Consider the following 17,143-nt stretch of genomic DNA (forward strand, 5'->3'; position numbering starts at 1 on the left):
CGCCGCGCGAATAAAAAAAGCCGCGCTCTAGTTTAAGGCGCGGCTTTTAATAAAATATCCGGAAGTAATCAGCCTTTTTCCATCGGTGTCGCTTCTGTCGGCAGGGTCACACCGAGGGTCGAGTTCAGTCGACCCATGGTCGCCAGCAACCTGTACTTTGCGAACTTGACGGAATATTCAACTGTTACCAAAGAGGTTCGTGAATTAAAGAGCTCGTTATCCGCATCAAGAAGATCCAGCAAATCCCGCTGTCCAATCTCAAATTCCTGTTTATAGGTTGATGCGACTTCAGTATTGGCAACAACCGCCGCGGCCAATACTTCTGCACGTGCCTGTGACCGTGCGAGAGAACTCCAGCTCCGGCGAACCTCTTCTTCTACAAGCCTCTCAAAACGGCGCTTGCGTTGTTCAGTCTCTGCTTTACGGGCAATTGCTTCCTTCTCACGGCCTTCGTCGATACCGCCACGATAAAGGTTGTAGCGCAATCGGACCATCGCGAGGAAATCGTCGTTATGCCCCTCAACGCCATCCAGATTATTATCAGCAGAGCCACCAACTTCAAGGTTTATCGTCGGGTAATAACTTGCTTGGGTGGCCCGCACCTCTGCTTCAGAGGTTTTGATATCGGAAGAGGCAAACTTTATGTCCGGGTTACTATCAAGGGCAATCGCCACAACATCCTCGATGTTGTCAGGAAGAACGCTATCACTGAATTCAGGAAGTTCCAGATTGGCAGGTTGTATTCCGACAACTCTTCGATACGTAATTTCCGCATCATCCTGTGCCCGCATAGTCTCGACGAGCGTGTCTTCCGCCGCGGCGAGGCGTGCAAGTGCCTGCTGATCGTCGCCAATACCGCTTTGCCCGGCTCTTACGCGATCCTGGATTTCATTTAGGGTCCGGCGATGCTTTTCAACATTCTCTTTCGCAAGTTCAACAATTTCAAGACTGCGAAGAGTATCAAGATAAGATCGTACAGCATCAAGAGCGATAGCTTCCGCCCGCTCCCGAACACGATAGGCGGCACTGTCAACCCGGTTTCCCTGACGGCTCACCTCAGCGCTTCTAAATCCGCCGTCATAGAGAGTCTGTACGAGCAGAAGGCTCGATTCCGTACGCCGTAGATCCTCATTGTCAATGGTGACTGTATCAGTCCATTCGTAACCGATGCCCGCCTCAAGATCGAGCGAGGGAAGATAAAGGCCTTCGGCCTGCTTTAGTTCCTGGTCAATCGCACGACGGTTTGCCGATGCTTCGGCAATTTCTGGATAGGTCGATACTGTCTGCTGTACAGCTTCGGTTAGTGTTTCGGATTGCACGGCCCCCACCGCTATAAAGCTTCCGAAAACTGCAGTTAGAATACTGGCGGAAAGCACATTTACTGTCTTCGCCGCACTGTTTCTAAGCTTCATGCCCCTCTCCCACTATGTCAATTTTGCATATTCAACGATTATTTCAAACTAGCTCAAATTCGTAGATTTACTGCAAAACTTCCAATTTAAACTCATATTTCATCTGCGCCCAATCTACGCATTGTTGCAGCCGGCAGGCAACGATATATAGCCATGACGTCCCCATATTATACGGGGAGCCGGACAGCCTGTTGCCAAATTACCACAGAAACTCATGATGGGCTTGCTGGCCGAATTATCCTGTATGTTCCGACTATGATCACTTTTTTCATGCGATCTGGATAAGCAGCACAACTCGGCTTTCATCTCTTCATGGGCAATCATGGTTAATTTTTGTTGAATAATTGGGTAAAATTCCGCAACTATGCTTATAAATTTGGCTGACTTAACAGGCCGGTCAAGAGGGATGCCTTATGAAATTTCAGAGCTTGGGCCACTTTATCTGAACTTAAGAAATACTTTTTTGCCAGTACGTTAACTGCATTTTCATGAAATAGGCGTTGAATGACCGACAGTGCACACAATTCGTCAAACGCAATGAATTTCGCAAATGTACAGCAGAGGCGATGAGGCAAAACTCTGGAGGCAAATGATCGGTCGTCATCATTCCTCCAGCAAAACTTAAAAAAGCCGAATTTATCGGCAAATCTCGAACGGGAAGACGTTTATGAGATCAGAGTTAATGAAACGATGGGCTATCTGTCGTCCCTACTCCTGTTTAAAAGGAAGAATTACGGGATCTGGCATTAGTGCAAGTAGGGGGAAAATTGGCGAATGATAAGGACAAGTCTGTGAGTGAAAATTCGCGCAATCCCCTGCCACTGAGCATCAAGGCGGCGGCGGATGTCTTCGCCACCAAAAAAAATGAACAGAAGATGCAGAAAAGCGATCTGAAAATTCGCAAACCTAATGCATCTGAGTCAACCGAAGCGGATGCCGGCCCCGACCGGGAATACCGACCTAAAGTCGAAAGCAAGGGAAGCTGGCAGATCAATCTTTCGGAGGTAACCCGTGCCGACCAAGACCCCTTGCTTGGTTGCCTTGTGGCGCTAACGAAACTTTTCGATAATCCGCGAACAGCGGATGCCCTGATCTATGGCCTGCCGCTTGAGGACAACAAACTGACGCCCGCATTATTTGTCCGGGCAGCGGACCGGGTTGGCATCAGCGCCCGCATTACCAACCGTAAAATTGAAAAAATACCGGAAGTCGTCTTACCCTGCGTGATCCTTTTGAATGATCGGAGGGCTTGCATCTTACTCTCCCGGGAGGATGGGAAGGCCAGCGTCATTTTTCCAGAAACCGGTGAAGGAAATGATAGCCTGCCATTAAAGGAACTGGAAGAGGCCTACGCCGGATACGCCATTCTCACGCGTCCAAGCTTCAAGTATCGTGTCGATAAAGATGAAAAACTGATGGAACGGACGGGCTCCTGGTTTTGGGGCACCATGTGGCAATTCTGGCCAACCTATCTTCAGGTCATTATCGCCGCTTTCCTGATCAACAGTTTCGCACTGGCGAGCCCCCTCTTTATCATGAATGTTTATGACAGGGTCGTCCCCAACAGAGCAATTGAAACGCTCTGGGTGTTGGCAATTGGTGTCGTTACGGTGATTGGCTTTGATTTGCTGCTGAAATCACTAAGGGCCTACTTTGTCGATAATGCCGGAAAACGGGCCGATGTCCTTCTTTCCAGCCGTATTTTCGAACAGGTTCTTAATCTGCAAGTGAAGGCCCGCCCGGCGTCCGCGGGGGCCTTTGCCAATCATTTGCGAGAATTTGAAACCTTGCGGGATTTCTTCACCTCCGTCACGGTGACCGCACTTGTTGATCTACCCTTCCTCGCCATCTTTCTGTTTATAATTTACCTGATAGGCGGGCCGCTCTTTATCATTCCCGCAACCGCGGTTCCACTCGTCCTTCTTATCGGTTTATTCCTGCAATGGCCGATGCGTCGTGCGGTGTCAAAAACCTCCGAAGAGGCCGCCCAGAAGCACGGAGTTATCATTGAGACGATTTCCGCTCTCGACACAGTCAAAAGCATGGGGATTGAAGGGCACATGCAAAAGGAATGGGAGCGGTTTGTCGGAAAAACCGCCGAAACAAGCGTTGCCGCACGTTTCTTTGCCGGCCTCGGCATTAATCTTTCTGCAGCCGCTATGCAGCTGGTTACCGTTGGCGTCGTTGTCTATGGGGTTATCCTTATGGGAGAACCTGATTCCAGTATCACTGTCGGCGCCTTGATTGCCTGCACAATTCTGACGGGCCGGACAATGGCCCCACTTGGCCAGATTGCCGGACTGCTTACCCGCCTCAATCAGGCCATGGTGGCCCTAAAGGGACTTAATCACATCATGTCCCTGCCAGTTGAACGGGGTGCAGGGAAGCATCAACTCAGCCGCCCTAACATTCAGGGTGATATCGAGTTCAAGGATGTAACGTTCAAGTATCCGGGCAGCGATCTTCCCTCACTCAACAATGTATCCTTTAAAATTCGAGCCGGTGAAAAGGTGGGGATTATCGGACCGGTTGGATCTGGAAAAACAACGATTTCCCGCCTACTGATCAATCTTTATGAGCCAGATGAAGGCGCCGTTTTAATTGATGGAACGGACATCCGGCAAATTGACCCATCGGACATTCGTCGAAGTATTGGCAGTGTCATGCAGGATACGACGCTTTTCCAGGCTTCCGTACGCCAAAACATTACCTTGGGCCACCCGCAGGCAGATGACGAAATGATTTTGAATGCGGCAAAACTTTCCGGTGTTCACGATTTCATCTCCAGGCATCCTCATGGTTACGACCTGCATGTCGGTGAAAAAGGGGCGACAATGTCTGGCGGACAGCGGCAGGCAATTGGCCTGGCTCGCGCATTCCTGCCCAATCCACCCATCCTGATGCTTGATGAACCGACGAGTTCCATGGACATCAACTCCGAGCGGCGATTAATCAGTCGTATTCGAGAGTATATGGAAGGAAAGACCGTTCTACTGGTGACACATCGTACCTCGCTCTTTTCATTAGTTGACCGGATCATCGTGCTCGGCAATGGCAAAGTCGCTGCGGATGGCCCGCGTGATGAAATCCTGAAGTTAGGCCAAAGCGCCAATGCGCCTTCTAAATCAGTGACGACAAGTGTCACGAAATCACCGCGACGCGAGCCTGAGGACTGATCATGGCAACAAATTTGAAATGGAATGATTCAGATTTCGCCTCGGATGTCGTGGCTGCAAAAGTACAGGGGCCTCATCCGCGCGCCTTTCTGCTGTTGTTCGGGATAATTGCGTTTTTTATCGTCGGGTTCATCTGGGCAAAAAATGCGGTACTGGATGAAGTAACCCGTGGTGACGGGAAAGTTATTCCTTCCAGCCAAGTGCAGATTATCCAGAATCTTGAAGGCGGCATCCTGCGGGAACTATTGGTTCGTGAGGGGGATATTGTCGAGAAAGGACAGATCCTGCTGAGAATTGACGATACAGGATATGCGTCGCGCGCCGGAGAAATTGAATCCAACTATCTCAATCTTATGGGACGTATTGCGCGTCTGGAGGCTGAAGCCACGGGTGAGCCGCTTTTATTCCCCGCAGAGCTACTGGCTGAACGGAAAGACATTACCGTCCGGGAGCAGAACCTGTTCAATGCAAGACAGGCGGAGTTACAATCGCAAATTCAGATCCTCCGTCAGCAGGCCCAGCAACGAAATCAGGAAATTGCTGAGATCAACGGGCGGTTAAGACAGCTGCGCGCGAGCCTTGGCCTCGCGAACGAGGAGATGGAAATAACGGCACCGCTTGTTAAGAAAGGGATCGTTCCAAAGGTTGAATCTCTCAAGCTACGCCGTGAAATTAATGACCTAAGGGGGCAGATTTCAGCCTCCGAGCTTTCCAAACCACGTGTTGAAGGCGCATTAAAGGAAGCCAACCAGCGTATCGAGGAAAAAATACTCAGCTTTAGAAGTTTGGCCTCTCAGGAGTTGAGCCAGACCCGGGCGGAATATGAAGCCGCGCGTCAGGCCATCCTTGGCGTCAAAGATCGCGTCGCCCGTACAGATGTCCGCTCTTCCGTTACCGGTGAAGTGAAGGAAGTGAAGATTCAGACGATTGGTGGCGTGGTCCAGCCGGGCCAGGATATCATTGAGATTGTTCCTATCGACGATACGCTTCTGGTGGAGGCCAATATCCGACCGGCCGACATTGCCTTCCTTCGGCCTGGGCAGGAAGCCACGGTCAAAATCACTGCCTATGATTATTCGATATACGGTGGGTTGCCGGCTAAGCTGGAAAGGATCAGCGCAGATACGATTGTCGATGAAAAATCCGGGGAAAGCTATTACCAGATTATTGTACGCACCGATCAGAATTTTCTAAAGCGCGGTACCAACACCTACCCGATCATTCCTGGCATGGTCGCCTCCGTCGATATCCTGACAGGGCAAAAAACTGTGCTCGATTATATTATGAAACCAATCCTGAAAACACGCGACACCGCGTTGAGGGAACGCTGATGAAACCGACCGTATTTATCAAGCACACAATCGCCGCACTGCTCGCGGGCTATATTATTGTCGGGCCTGCATCCAGTCCTTCGCTCCGTGCAGAAGTGACAGAGAAAGGACTGTTCGGGTTGATCGAGATATCATCGGATAATCTGACGGCACTGCCGCTTTGGCTAAAAGTCAAAGCAAGTTTTCCAGAACTCGCAGACGCGGCGGCGAAATGCGATGCCCGGATTGAGGATTGTCAGTCACAACAAATGACTTTATGGCGAACAAAAATCGCCGAGCTGCAATTCTCTCCCGAACGCATCCAAATGCGGGAAATAAATCGTTTTCTCAACGGCTGGAAGTATATTCCAGATGAGACTGAGGCAGAAGCAAGCACGGAAAATCATTGGGCGTCCCCGCTTGAGTTCCTTTCAAACGGTGGTGGATCACGGGATTTTGCCATTATGAAATACGTCAGTTTAAAAGAACTTGGATTTGACCCGGATGCCATGCGGATCGTTATCGCCAATGATGTGCTTCGGAACAAGGTACAAGCAGTGCTAAGCGTCACACTTCGCGGACAGCGTTACGTTCTGGACAGTCTAAACGATACAATCCTGGAAGAGCGCTTCGTCAACTATTACGTCCCCCTTTATTCAGTTAATGAGAATACAAGATGGGCACATATTCCACAGGATTTCCTGATTGCACAGGATGACGCAGGGAGTAAGAATGATGACTGATGCGACAGTTAAGCTCGACCTGAATTCATTTGTTTCCGACACCCCCCCAGAAGACAAGGCTTTTACCCAGGGCGCGCCTTGGAAATTTGTGGCTCTTTTCCTAACTGTCTTTGCGATTTTGGGATACTTCCTGTGTGACTATGCGATCGAAGCCCGCAAACAGGAATTAGTCAATGAGTTGCAAAAGCGGCTTGATGTCAGTGCGTCGGGGAAAGCCCAGGTAATGGAAACCTGGCTGGCGGGCACTGTTGAAAGTGCCAACCGCATTGCAACCAATGATCTTTTCCAGCTTTTTGCGACGGAAATTAATCTTGTGGGAAGTGGCAACATTACCAAGTCTCTGAGCGATCAACTGCCCTACATGCAAAACGCTTTCTCTAATTTCGCTAATCAGGATGGCCTTATCGGCGCCTATCTAATCGGAAAGGACGGACGGGCATATCTCGCATCAGGCGGCGCACCGTCTTTGACGGAAGAACAGAGGGCTACGGCACAGGAACAGTATAAACAGTCAACGGTCACTTTCCTGCCAATTCGCGCGAGTGACGCCGGTCTGGTCTTAGACTTTCTGCTGCCCATTCATGCGGCGCAAGCCAGCTCTGCCGGCAACGACGCAGAGATCGTCGGCGTACTTCTTCTCTCGGTTCCGGCTTCAGAGCAACTTTCAGAACTTCTGAAGGCGCCCCTTTTTAATTACCAGCCGGAACTGACACGGCTGTATCAGAAAATGGATGGCGGATATTATGAACTGTCCCCCCTGAAACCACCCTATCTCTCCGCAACCGAGGAAACCAATCTGGAATCCGGCGCCATTGATTTTCAGGAAGTAAGCGCTGAAAACGGCGCAACCTCATTCTTATCGGGCGCACTTGTCCCAAATACAAACCTTGTGGTTTTTCAGCAAATTTCCAGCTCTGAGGCGCTGGCTTCCCTTCGAACCTATGCTCTGTTCGTAGTAGGTCTTGCGGTCAGTTTTCTTATAATCGTCTTTACCATTCTCATTGTAATCTGGCTGACACTTAAGGGGCAAAGTTCCCGTGCGCTGGCCCACCAATATAAAGAGTTTGCTACACAAATAAACACGCAACGACGACTTCTTGGCAGTATCAATAACACAATCGACGAACTAATTGGCCTGACCGATCCGGAAGGGCGTTATATTTATGCCAATCCGTCACTTGCCCGAATTGCGGATTATCCACTTCGATCTATTCCCGGCAAAACGGATCGGGATTTATTCGGTGAAAAAGCCGCCCGGGACCTTGCCGAATATGACCGCAAAGCCATTGCAACTGAACAGACCGTCAATGCCTTTGTCGAGATTGAGACGGGAGATACAGTAAGAATCCTGCGGATTGCCAAATCCCGCTTCCTAAATGAAGACGGCGCTTTTTTGGGCATAGTCACAATCAGCACCGACATTACTGACTATGTAAACTTCCAGCGCCGCAAGGAAGAGATGGACAGGAAAGCCATCACTGTTCTCTCCCAGATGCTGGAAGCCAACGATCCCTATCTTTCGGATCATTCAATAAGAATGGCGCAACTTGCCAATCATATTTCTGTTGAACTTGGGCTCCCCCCTGAGATGATAAAAATCATTAATACGGGGGCCCACCTCTCTCAAATCGGCAAAATCTCTATTCCGCGGGCAATCCGGGAAAAGGATGTACGACTGACCGAGAAAGAGCAGGAGGTGATGCAGAAGCATGTTCTGATAGCAGAAAAGATTCTGGCCAACGCCGATGTTGAGACAGAGGTACTTGATGCTGTCACACAGATTAATGAACATCTTGACGGCAGCGGCTATCCAAGAGGCCTGACCAAGGATGACATTGATATGCCCGCTCGTATTCTCGGGATGGCCGATATTCTGATTGCCCGAATTTCGCCGCGGTCTTATCGCAAGGCGATTAGCGTCGACGAAGCGCTCCGCGTATTTAAAACCAATCCGGAAAAATACGATCTGGACGTTGTTGACGCCATGATACGATTTTTCGAGACGGAAATCGGCGCTAACTTCAAGGCGAATATCGAGAAGAAGAGGAAAAAATAACGAGGTCTTTTTTTATGACTCGTCGGAAACGATATTACTTTTCAGATATAAATCTGTCGCATCCGGCAGATCTTCCGACGAAACATTGCCAAGAGTGAGATCTGTGCCTGAAATTGTCAGCGTACCGGTCCCCTCCTGACCGCTTTCGCCAAATTCCATAGCGCCATTGCCCTCTTCTGCCGCGATGTTCAGAGCATCAAATAACGCATCCAGGTCAACCGTCCCGTTCTCATCCAGTTCAAGGAACGCCAGATCTGTATTCGCCGCACTTTCAGACGCCATCTCGCTGTCTTCATCCGGCTGAATTTTATCGTTTTGTTCGCTACTCATTATCGCTAATATCCCTGCGTCCGTATGACTTGAGACGATGCCCATGGTTAATTATTTGCTACCCTAGCCATTGGATCGACTGATTTCATCCCTCATTTGAGGTAGATTACAATAAATTTCGTTATATTTTCATAAAATTTTATTTTTTTGATCATTTTGTCAACTTGGAGATACGCTCACCAAACATTTGTACGGACACGGCAATACCTTCAGATGCCCCATTGGACAGTGTTAATGTCGCGACATGAATTCCCAGCAGGGTATATGACTGTCCAATCTTCAGAAAAAGAGGTGATCCAGAATCACCCTGGGTCGCATCGCATTGATGCAGCAGAACAAAACCGGATTTGCTCTGCACAAGATTGTTGATCTCACAGTCTTCATCTGCTGTCAGTATATGGGCAATATCCCGGCTATAACCGGCCTGCACGACAACGGCCCCCTTGGATAGACGATCCTTCAAATCGAGAAGATTTAAATCTGCGGGTCTTGCAAACCCGAATTTATTCCCCAGCGGTTCTTCAAGCCTTGCGATGGCCCAGTCGGCTTCCGGTGCCGGTTTCCTTGTGGATTGAACAGGTTGCCGCCCATCGGACAACTCAAAGCTTTCGATCTTGGAATGAGCCTTTACCACTCCTTTTTCATAACCTAGAACGAAATGAAAGGCACTTGGAACCGACCATTTATTTCGCCGCGTGTCCCAGAAACAGTGTGCCGCTGTCAACACGAGAGACGGTCCAACAAGGATACCCGTACAATGGCTGCCATTGCGGTTTAGCCGGCCGATCGTGCGCCAGGGATCTTCAGCTATCCTGACGCGCACACGGTTATCCTTTCCCTTGATCCCCGGCACCGTTAGAGCTTTATCCTGGGAGGGCATATCAGCGCGGGCGCCCGCCGGGAACAGAACACCCGCAAGGATAAAAATATGAACAAATATGGCTAGTTTCTTGAGGCTAACTAGTGATAACCGAGCTATAAGCCTCATCTTATTTACCTAGATAGGGAGTCCAACCCTCTTGCGGAGGTCCTCGTCGCGAATGGATAGCTCTTGCCCCGCCAGATCATTGGCCGCTTCACTGCACAACCAGGCAAGGGCTTTTGCCGGCTCTTCTGCCGAGGCGAGATTTTCCCGCGGTATCTGGCTGACTGCATTGATACCAGAGGCACGGATCGTAACCTGCATTTCTGTATCGACAACACCTGGGGCAAACCCGAAAACACGAACCCCCTTCTCGCCCGCCTCCAAGGCGGTCGCTCGTGTCATCATGTAAACACCCGCCTTGCCGGAGCAATAGGCGCTCCAACCTTCCATTGGGCTATGTGCAGCGCCGGAGCTTATATTGATGATCACGCCGGATTCCTGACTTAAGAAATAAGGGAGAATAGCGCGGGTCCCGTGGTAGACCCCGACAAGATTTACCGAAATATTGCGCGCCCAGTCCGCTGGATCGCTGGTGGCAATTGCACCAATCGGGTCGACTATCCCGGCATTATTAATCAAGGCATCGATCTGGCCATAACGATCCATTGTCTCCGCGATCATCTTTTCCACCGCCGCATAGTCGGAAACGTCGCAACTCGCCGCAAAAGCTTCGCCTCCGTTATTTTTTATTTGTTCGAGAATACCACTGCAGGAACTGGCCGAGCGGGCACTCAAGCAAATCTTAGCCCCTTCTCGAGCAAGCTCAAGGGCCGCGGCGGCACCAATACCCCGGCTGGCACCGGTAACAATAATAACCTGATCTGATAGTTGACCCATTAACTTAATTCCTGATCGTTTTTAATAGTAAAAGTAACCTAAAATGAAGAATTTGGCTCCGTCAGGAACGCCTCTTCCTCATTCGTGCTTTGCCGATTGAGTTGCTTGTTCCGGTGCGGAAAACGACCAAATTTCTCTATTATATCATAGTGGCGCTGCGCATATTCCACCAGTACATCCGACTCCAGCTCCTGAAATAGCTGAAGCGACAGTTTCTGATCCTCTAGATCTTCGCTATGTTCGAAGGGGAGTGCCGCGAACTGCTTCTGCACGGGGCTAAGCTCATCATAGAACCCTTGCGACAAGATATGCCGGGCAATCTCGCGGGCCTTACCATCTGCAGAAAACGCCCGCGCGGTGTCTCGGAACATATTGCGCGTAAATTGATCATACAGCAGAATTAAGGCAAGAGAGCCCCGTGCACTCTCCGTCCAATCGAGATAATCACCTGCTTCTGCCTTTTCAAAATCTTCTAGAAACTGGCTCCGAATGCTGGCATCGAACTCATCATCCTTCTTGAACCAAACGTCTCGCCGCTTTCCGTAGTTCTCATTGCTTTCAGGCAAAAACCAAAAATCGAGAATTTCCTGAATTCGGTCCATCGGCGGCCTCACTGGGTTTGTACTTTTAGTTTACAATTAGATTAGGCAGAAAACATTTGCTCGAGAAATCTATAGATCACAGCGTAAAGTGGCAAGACAGTGGCGCTATTCTCTATTTTTATTTTCCTTGTTCCGCTCCTCTTCAAGAACAGCCTGATATGCCGCCGCATCCTCACTCTGGATAATAGTTTCTGAACCGTCCGCAGGAAAAGATGGAGGACCCATGTCGTCTGGCGCCAAGTTAGCTGAAGCCTGTCCTTTCGGTAAGGTCCCGTACGTAACCGAGCCAAAATATCCTGTCGCAGACCTGACAACACGAGCAACCGCCACGGTTTCCTTGCCAAAGGCCTTATGCCAGAAAAGTTTAAAATTACTCGCCTGCCCGGCTGCAACGCTTTGCGCGCGCCGCGCCGTCAAAAGCCAAAGAGGGCTAATCATCAGGCTCAGGGCAATCACCGTGATCATCAACTGTGAAATATCGCGGGATACATAGCCACTCCCGCCCCCGATGGCCATAAGAAGAAACGAAAATTCTCCAATCTGGCCCAGCGCGGTCCCGGCAATAAAGGCAGAACGCCAGTCAACGCCAGTCACCCGTAAAATTACAATATTAATCGCTGTTTTACCGATGACAACAATCAGAAGCATCACGACCACGAGGCCAAAATTCTGCCAGATATAGGTAATATCTATCAGCAGTCCAATCGACAGAAAGAAAATCATAAGCAGAATGGACTGAATTGGTTGGGTCGCCTCGACAATACTTTTGCGTTCCTGGCTGTTGCCGATGATAAGCCCCGCCAGAAACGCTCCAAACGCCGGCGATGTTCCAAGCAGACCGCTGATCGCGGCAAGTCCAAGGCAAAAGACTATTCCGAAAAGCGGCGTCAGGTCTGCATGGCCAGATATTACCTTCAAGAAAGGGAGATGGATGCGTTCCCGGCGGCTCAGAAAGAGGATAAGTCCGATCAGGAACGCGACGGCCAATCCCAGTGTCAGGAGCAGTATTGGCACATTCAACTCTTTACCCGAAAGGCTGCCGACAATAAGCAGCATAGGCACAACGGCAAGATCCTGTGCAATCAATAGACCAAGTGCGATATTGCCGGTCCGTTGATTCAGCTCCCCGATATCCTCCAGTATCTTTACTGCCACGGCCGTCGAACTGATTGACAGGCTGAACGCCAACAGCAATGTCAGTTGCCACGGCCAGTCAAGATAGAGCGCAACTAAACCCACCACGACATAAGAGACGGCTACCTGAAGGATTACACCACCAATAGCCGTTTTCCAGATGCGCATAAAGGATTTCAGGTTGAGCTCCATCCCGATGAGATAGAGCAATAACAGCACACCAAGTTCCGCCAGGATTTCCACATTTTCGCGGTCCTCGACAAAGCCGAAATCAGAGCGACCGAGCACTATTCCTGTAAGCAGATACCCAACAATTGCTGGCTGTTTAAGCCGTGTCATGATCATCCCAAAAACCAGGGCGATCGTTGCAATTATGGCAATATCCGTGAGTACGTGCATATAGTGATTCAGAACCTGCGAAAAAATGCAGTAAAAAAAGAGGGTACGATCACAGGTGAAAAATCGCAAGGCACCTCGAGATATTTATCGTTTTTTTCTGGTGACTAACCTGCTTTTAGCACTGCACATCCCAAAAATGCTTTATCTCCGCCGCGGATATTCGAAAAATATCGTCGACAGCCAGACGATAGTATCGCGCTAACCGCTCCAAAAGAACAAGTTCACTCAAATATTCTTCCTCGCACTTGAACTGATCACAAATTTCCTGATCGCTCATCAAATGGAGTGCGCGTAATTGCATGGCAACCCTATGACAATTGGCAGCTCTTGACTGATCCGCCGACCGTATCACCAAGGAAATGAATTTGTCGGTTGCTCCTATCAGCTTCTCAGCCGAATAAAGCAGTACACTGGAACGTACGAATTGTCGGCAAACCTTTGTGACGAAGAAGCCTTTTGGCAATGGATGAAGTTCAAGATATTTCTGGACAACCAGTCGCCGGTTGAAAACCAATTTTTTGGGCATGATCCGCGAGAGGCTTAAAAACGCAGGTGCATAAATTGCCAGTTGCCGAAACGTCATTAATTTTTCCAAAAAGCGATACTCTGCTAACCAGAAACGGTGTTTCACAGCAGAAAGGCCAACCAACTCCCCCTCAACAGTATCACGGAGAATAGTTCGCTCCTTGTTCTCCTTTAACAAAACAGATTCCACATACGCTCGCGTCACCTGATTATCTATCAAGAATGGGCGCATCCAGAAATTCCGCATCACCCGTTCGTTATTCCAGGGCAGGTTATCTCGAGGGGTCAATAATTCGGCAGCCAGGAGGCTATAATTCTTGTCATATTTCATGAATATCACGCGACTCGCCTGGATAAAAAGTACTGGTCAGACGCTTGCCAGATACGCTACGTGATTACCAAATAGGAAGAATTCAGGCTGAATTGGTCGACACCGACATTTGAATCGGTCCGTCTTTGCGTTTATTCCAGAATTGCGAGACATATGGATTGTCGGTATGCCCCGCTTCGCGCACATCACCAGTCCAGACGACACGGCCTTCATGAATCATGGCAATCCGGTCAGAGATAATTCGCGCCGTCAGCAAATTACTGGTGATTGCCATTACGGTGCTACCAAGTTCGCGGACATTATTGAAAATCTGGTCATTAATGACGTTACTCATGATCGGATCAAGCCCGGCCGTCGGCTCATCAAGGAATAAAATCGGCGGGTCACCCGCAATTGCACGGGCAAACCCCACACGTTTCTGCATGCCCCCAGAAAGCTCCGCAGGGAATAAATCAGCCACATCCGCCGACAGTCCGACGGAACGCAGCTTTTTTATTGCCATTTCCTTGACATCCTGCTTTTTCATGCTGCGCTGCTGAGTCAGGCGAAAGCCGATATTTTCCCAAACACGAAGGCCATCAAATAGGCCCGAGCGCTGAAACAGGATGCCGAATTTTCGAAAAAACTCCATCCTGTCCTTTTCCGCCATATCGTTGACTTCAACACCGTCAAGCAGGATCGAGCCGCTATCGGGCTTTATCAACCCTAGAATACATTTCAGCGTCAGCGTTTTACCAGCGCCGGAGGGGCCGATCAGCGTCAATATCTCTCCGGTTTTCACCTCAAGATTAATGCCATTCAGAATCGGAACGCCGTCGAAGCTCTTATAAAGATCCTTAACGACAATTTTATTTGTTGCTGCCTCCGTCATGGGCATGAAACTACAGGATAAATTTGCGAAAACAAACAGCATTCTGCTATGACGAACCAGTTTTACGGAGACAGTGTTTAGATGATCCCGACATTTCCGCTAGAGAATGAAAAAAGCCGGCAATTTCACGGCGGCAATCTTGAGCGTGCCAAAGCAGAATTCGGTCATGATTTGTCAGACTGGCTGGATTTAAGCACCGGAATTAACCCCCTGCCCTATCCGGTGCCACCGTTGGGGACCGATCTTTGGCAGCGATTACCGGAGTCACGCGCCGAAGCACAATTACTTCAGGCCGCCAGGCAATATTATAGTCTTTCCGAACCGGCAGGGATCTGCGCATTTCCGGGCACACAGGCCGCCATTCAGATGCTACCCAGGCTGACACCGCTAACTGAGGTGGCCGTCCTCTCGCCAACCTACAATGAACATGCAGCCTGCTGGCGGCGGGCGGGGCACCGTGTAAAGGAAGTCGAAGACATTTCAGCTATACCGGACACCACGACCATCGTCATCCTTGTACATCCCAACAACCCCGATGGCCGCATCTACAACAAATCGGTATTGCTGGAGCTTGCAAATACGTTAAAATCACGGAATGGCTGGCTTATCATCGATGAAGCGTTCGCAGATGTGATTCCGGAACTATCCCTTATGCCGGACCTGTCCGACAACCGCATATTGATACTGAAATCCTTCGGAAAGTTTTTTGGTCTTGCGGGCCTTCGGCTCGGTTTCCTGGCCGGTCCGCGCGACTTCATCAGCATCATCCAGCAGGAATTGGGCCCTTGGGCAGTCAGTGGCGCTGCTCTCAAGATCGGCACACAAGCCCTTTCTGACACCAAATGGATCGACATGACCCGAAATCAGCTAAAAAAGGCTACGTTGCGATTGTCCAACATGTTAGGCGATACTGGCCTTAAGGGCGTCGGCGGGACTGATCTTTTCCATCTGACAGAATCGCCCGAGGCTCCCTTGCTTTTTCGGCATCTTTGCAAAGATGCAATTCTGGTTCGTTATTTTCCGGACCGTCCCGAAAAACTCCGTTTTGGGTTGCCCGGACAGGAAAGTGACTGGCTACGTCTTGGAAAAAGCCTTGACCGTTGGGCAAATCGATAAAAGCACCGTCAATGGATTGACAGCGGCGACGTTCCGCCTTAGCGTCCGGCTCGATGGTTCCCAATCAGGGATTATAAGGGAATGCGGTGCGATCGAAAGATCAAAGCCGTGGCTGTCCCCGCAACTGTAAGCGACTAGCCTGCACATAAAACCACTGAGATAATCGGGAAGGTAAGTGCCGGTGCCATTCGCAAGCCAGGAGACCTGCCATCACCTGTATCAATATCTGCTGCATGACGGAGGATCATGATGAGCGTAATGACATTGCGAAATCCGCACCCTATTTCCAAAAGCCCCTGCCCGGCCAACCCTTTGGCCTGCGCGACATTTTCCCCCGGAGTAATGATATGAGTGAGAAAATACCGGCAACCGTTATCACCGGTTTCCTCGGCGCGGGCAAGACCAGCCTGATCCGCCACCTGATCGAAAATTCGGACGGACGGAAGTTAGCACTTATTATCAATGAGTTTGGTGATCTTGGTGTCGACGGCGACCTTCTCAAGGGATGCGGCAATGAAAATTGCACGGAAGAAGACATTGTCGAACTTGCGAATGGATGTATCTGCTGCACGGTTGCCGATGACTTCCTCCCGACCATACAGAAAATTCTGAGCCGGAAAGATCGTCCCGATCATATTATTGTCGAGACCTCAGGTCTTGCGCTTCCGAAACCGTTGGTCCGGGCGTTCGGATGGCCGGAAGTTCGGACGCAAGTGACCGTCGACGGCGTCGTCACTGTAATTGATGGGCCGGCCTATCGTGACGGCCTGTTTGCCGCCAATCCTGATGCGGTGCAGGCGCAACGTGAAGCGGATGAGATGCTGGATCATGACAGCCCGCTGGAAGAACTGTTCGACGACCAGATTAACTGTGCTGACATGATCATTTTCAACAAGGCTGACCTTCTCGAGGAATCAGAAATATCCACGGCAGCCGCCGAATTGAAAGGTCGCCTCCGTCCACAGGTAAAAATGTTGCAGACGAGCCATGGCAAGCTGGATGCGCGAATCCTGTTGGGTCTAGGCGCGGCGGCAGAGGATGATCTCGACACCCGGCCTTCTGTCCATGATGACGCCGATGATCATGAACATGATGATTTTGAAAGCTTCGTTTTGGAAGTCGGCGAAATCACATCGCCGGATGTCCTGATATCAAAACTGGAAGCTGCCATCGCTGCCGAAGGTATTCTGCGAGTGAAAGGCTTTCTTTCCGTGAAAGACAAGGACATGCGGCTTGTTCTGCAAGGCGTCGGGAACCGGTTACAGCATTACTTTGACCGGGATTGGGCGACCGATGAGGAGCGTATCAGCAAGCTAGTGATAATTGGCGAGCATGATATGGATCAGGCGGCCATTACCAAATTGATATTGGGCTAA

At 50.0% G+C, this 17,143-nt stretch carries 14 protein-coding genes and 1 riboswitch; of the genes, 6 read left to right on the forward strand and 8 right to left on the reverse strand.

Going from position 1 to position 17,143, the window contains the following annotated elements; genetic code table 11:
• Positions 1-68: 68 nt before the first annotated feature.
• A complete protein-coding gene (locus GQE98_RS11680; RefSeq protein WP_161315808.1) occupies positions 69-1,412 on the reverse strand; it encodes a TolC family outer membrane protein in 1,344 nt (447 codons plus the stop codon).
• Positions 1,413-2,203: 791 nt separating this feature from the next.
• Here GQE98_RS11680 and GQE98_RS11685 point away from each other — a divergent pair.
• Genes GQE98_RS11685 through GQE98_RS11700 form a run of 4 tightly spaced genes read left to right on the forward strand, consistent with a single transcriptional unit; the run spans position 2,204 to position 8,697 of the window.
• Positions 2,204-4,588, forward strand: a complete 2,385-nt coding sequence (locus tag GQE98_RS11685; RefSeq protein ID WP_202526244.1) for a type I secretion system permease/ATPase — start codon at positions 2,204-2,206, stop codon at positions 4,586-4,588.
• A gap of 2 nt (positions 4,589-4,590) precedes the next feature.
• Positions 4,591-5,919 (forward strand): HlyD family type I secretion periplasmic adaptor subunit, encoded by a 1,329-nt coding sequence (locus tag GQE98_RS11690; RefSeq protein WP_161315809.1) that lies wholly within the window; start codon positions 4,591-4,593, stop codon positions 5,917-5,919.
• Positions 5,919-6,641: a transglutaminase-like cysteine peptidase gene (locus GQE98_RS11695; protein WP_161315810.1), complete on the forward strand. Its 723-nt coding sequence runs from the start codon at positions 5,919-5,921 to the stop codon at positions 6,639-6,641. Before GQE98_RS11690 ends, GQE98_RS11695 begins: the two co-directional genes overlap by 1 nt.
• Positions 6,631-8,697, forward strand: coding sequence for an HD domain-containing phosphohydrolase (locus GQE98_RS11700; RefSeq protein ID WP_161315811.1), 2,067 nt, complete (start codon positions 6,631-6,633; stop codon positions 8,695-8,697). The genes GQE98_RS11695 and GQE98_RS11700 overlap by 11 nt, the downstream gene beginning before the upstream one ends.
• Positions 8,698-8,709: 12 nt before the next feature.
• Here the strand turns inward: GQE98_RS11700 and GQE98_RS11705 are convergent, their stop codons facing one another.
• The 7 genes from GQE98_RS11705 to GQE98_RS11735 all read right to left on the reverse strand — a co-directional run bounded on the left by GQE98_RS11705 (position 8,710) and on the right by GQE98_RS11735 (position 14,651).
• Positions 8,710-9,027, reverse strand: coding sequence for a hypothetical protein (locus GQE98_RS11705; protein ID WP_161315812.1), 318 nt, complete (start codon positions 9,025-9,027; stop codon positions 8,710-8,712).
• Positions 9,028-9,178: 151 nt separating this feature from the next.
• Positions 9,179-10,015 (reverse strand): trypsin-like serine peptidase, encoded by an 837-nt coding sequence (locus GQE98_RS11710; RefSeq protein ID WP_161315813.1) that lies wholly within the window; start codon positions 10,013-10,015, stop codon positions 9,179-9,181.
• 9 nt (positions 10,016-10,024) lie between these two features.
• A complete protein-coding gene (locus GQE98_RS11715; RefSeq protein WP_161315814.1) occupies positions 10,025-10,789 on the reverse strand; it encodes an SDR family NAD(P)-dependent oxidoreductase in 765 nt (254 codons plus the stop codon).
• Between the two features lie 38 nt (positions 10,790-10,827).
• A complete protein-coding gene (locus GQE98_RS11720; RefSeq protein WP_161315815.1) occupies positions 10,828-11,391 on the reverse strand; it encodes a DUF924 family protein in 564 nt (187 codons plus the stop codon).
• A gap of 105 nt (positions 11,392-11,496) precedes the next feature.
• Entirely contained in the window at positions 11,497-12,924 is a 1,428-nt protein-coding gene (locus tag GQE98_RS11725) for a cation:proton antiporter (RefSeq protein WP_161315816.1), read from the reverse strand.
• A gap of 115 nt (positions 12,925-13,039) precedes the next feature.
• Positions 13,040-13,789 carry a hypothetical protein gene (locus tag GQE98_RS11730; protein ID WP_161315817.1) on the reverse strand — a complete coding sequence of 250 codons (750 nt, stop codon included), beginning with the start codon at positions 13,787-13,789 and terminating at the stop codon, positions 13,040-13,042.
• Between the two features lie 73 nt (positions 13,790-13,862).
• Complete coding sequence (locus GQE98_RS11735; protein ID WP_161315818.1) at positions 13,863-14,651, reverse strand: ABC transporter ATP-binding protein; 789 nt, start codon at positions 14,649-14,651, stop codon at positions 13,863-13,865.
• An 81-nt stretch (positions 14,652-14,732) separates the two neighbouring features.
• On the opposite strand from GQE98_RS11735, the gene cobD reads away from it, so the two are divergent.
• Positions 14,733-15,767 (forward strand): threonine-phosphate decarboxylase CobD, encoded by a 1,035-nt coding sequence (cobD, locus tag GQE98_RS11740; protein WP_161315819.1) that lies wholly within the window; start codon positions 14,733-14,735, stop codon positions 15,765-15,767.
• Between the two features lie 37 nt (positions 15,768-15,804).
• A riboswitch (cobalamin riboswitch) is annotated at positions 15,805-15,993 on the forward strand.
• A gap of 121 nt (positions 15,994-16,114) precedes the next feature.
• A complete protein-coding gene (cobW, locus tag GQE98_RS11745) occupies positions 16,115-17,143 on the forward strand; it encodes a cobalamin biosynthesis protein CobW (RefSeq protein ID WP_161315820.1) in 1,029 nt (342 codons plus the stop codon).

It is taken from the genome of Sneathiella litorea, from assembly GCF_009882915.1.
GTDB classification, from domain to species: domain Bacteria; phylum Pseudomonadota; class Alphaproteobacteria; order Sneathiellales; family Sneathiellaceae; genus Sneathiella; species Sneathiella litorea.

Excerpts from the sequence above, each read along its gene's own strand:
- cobD (WP_161315819.1), top strand. The coding sequence starts at position 14,733 with ATGATCCCGACATTTCCGCTAGAGAATGAAAAAAGCCGGCAATTTCAC.
- GQE98_RS11700 (WP_161315811.1), top strand. The coding sequence starts at position 6,631 with ATGATGACTGATGCGACAGTTAAGCTCGACCTGAATTCATTTGTTTCC.
- GQE98_RS11710 (WP_161315813.1), bottom strand. The coding sequence starts at position 10,015 with ATGAGGCTTATAGCTCGGTTATCACTAGTTAGCCTCAAGAAACTAGCC.
- GQE98_RS11705 (WP_161315812.1), bottom strand. The coding sequence starts at position 9,027 with ATGAGTAGCGAACAAAACGATAAAATTCAGCCGGATGAAGACAGCGAG.
- GQE98_RS11715 (WP_161315814.1), bottom strand. The coding sequence starts at position 10,789 with ATGGGTCAACTATCAGATCAGGTTATTATTGTTACCGGTGCCAGCCGG.
- GQE98_RS11680 (WP_161315808.1), bottom strand. The coding sequence starts at position 1,412 with ATGAAGCTTAGAAACAGTGCGGCGAAGACAGTAAATGTGCTTTCCGCC.
- GQE98_RS11690 (WP_161315809.1), top strand. The coding sequence starts at position 4,591 with ATGGCAACAAATTTGAAATGGAATGATTCAGATTTCGCCTCGGATGTC.
- GQE98_RS11695 (WP_161315810.1), top strand. The coding sequence starts at position 5,919 with ATGAAACCGACCGTATTTATCAAGCACACAATCGCCGCACTGCTCGCG.
- GQE98_RS11735 (WP_161315818.1), bottom strand. The coding sequence starts at position 14,651 with ATGACGGAGGCAGCAACAAATAAAATTGTCGTTAAGGATCTTTATAAG.
- GQE98_RS11720 (WP_161315815.1), bottom strand. The coding sequence starts at position 11,391 with ATGGACCGAATTCAGGAAATTCTCGATTTTTGGTTTTTGCCTGAAAGC.
- cobW (WP_161315820.1), top strand. The coding sequence starts at position 16,115 with ATGAGTGAGAAAATACCGGCAACCGTTATCACCGGTTTCCTCGGCGCG.
- GQE98_RS11725 (WP_161315816.1), bottom strand. The coding sequence starts at position 12,924 with ATGCACGTACTCACGGATATTGCCATAATTGCAACGATCGCCCTGGTT.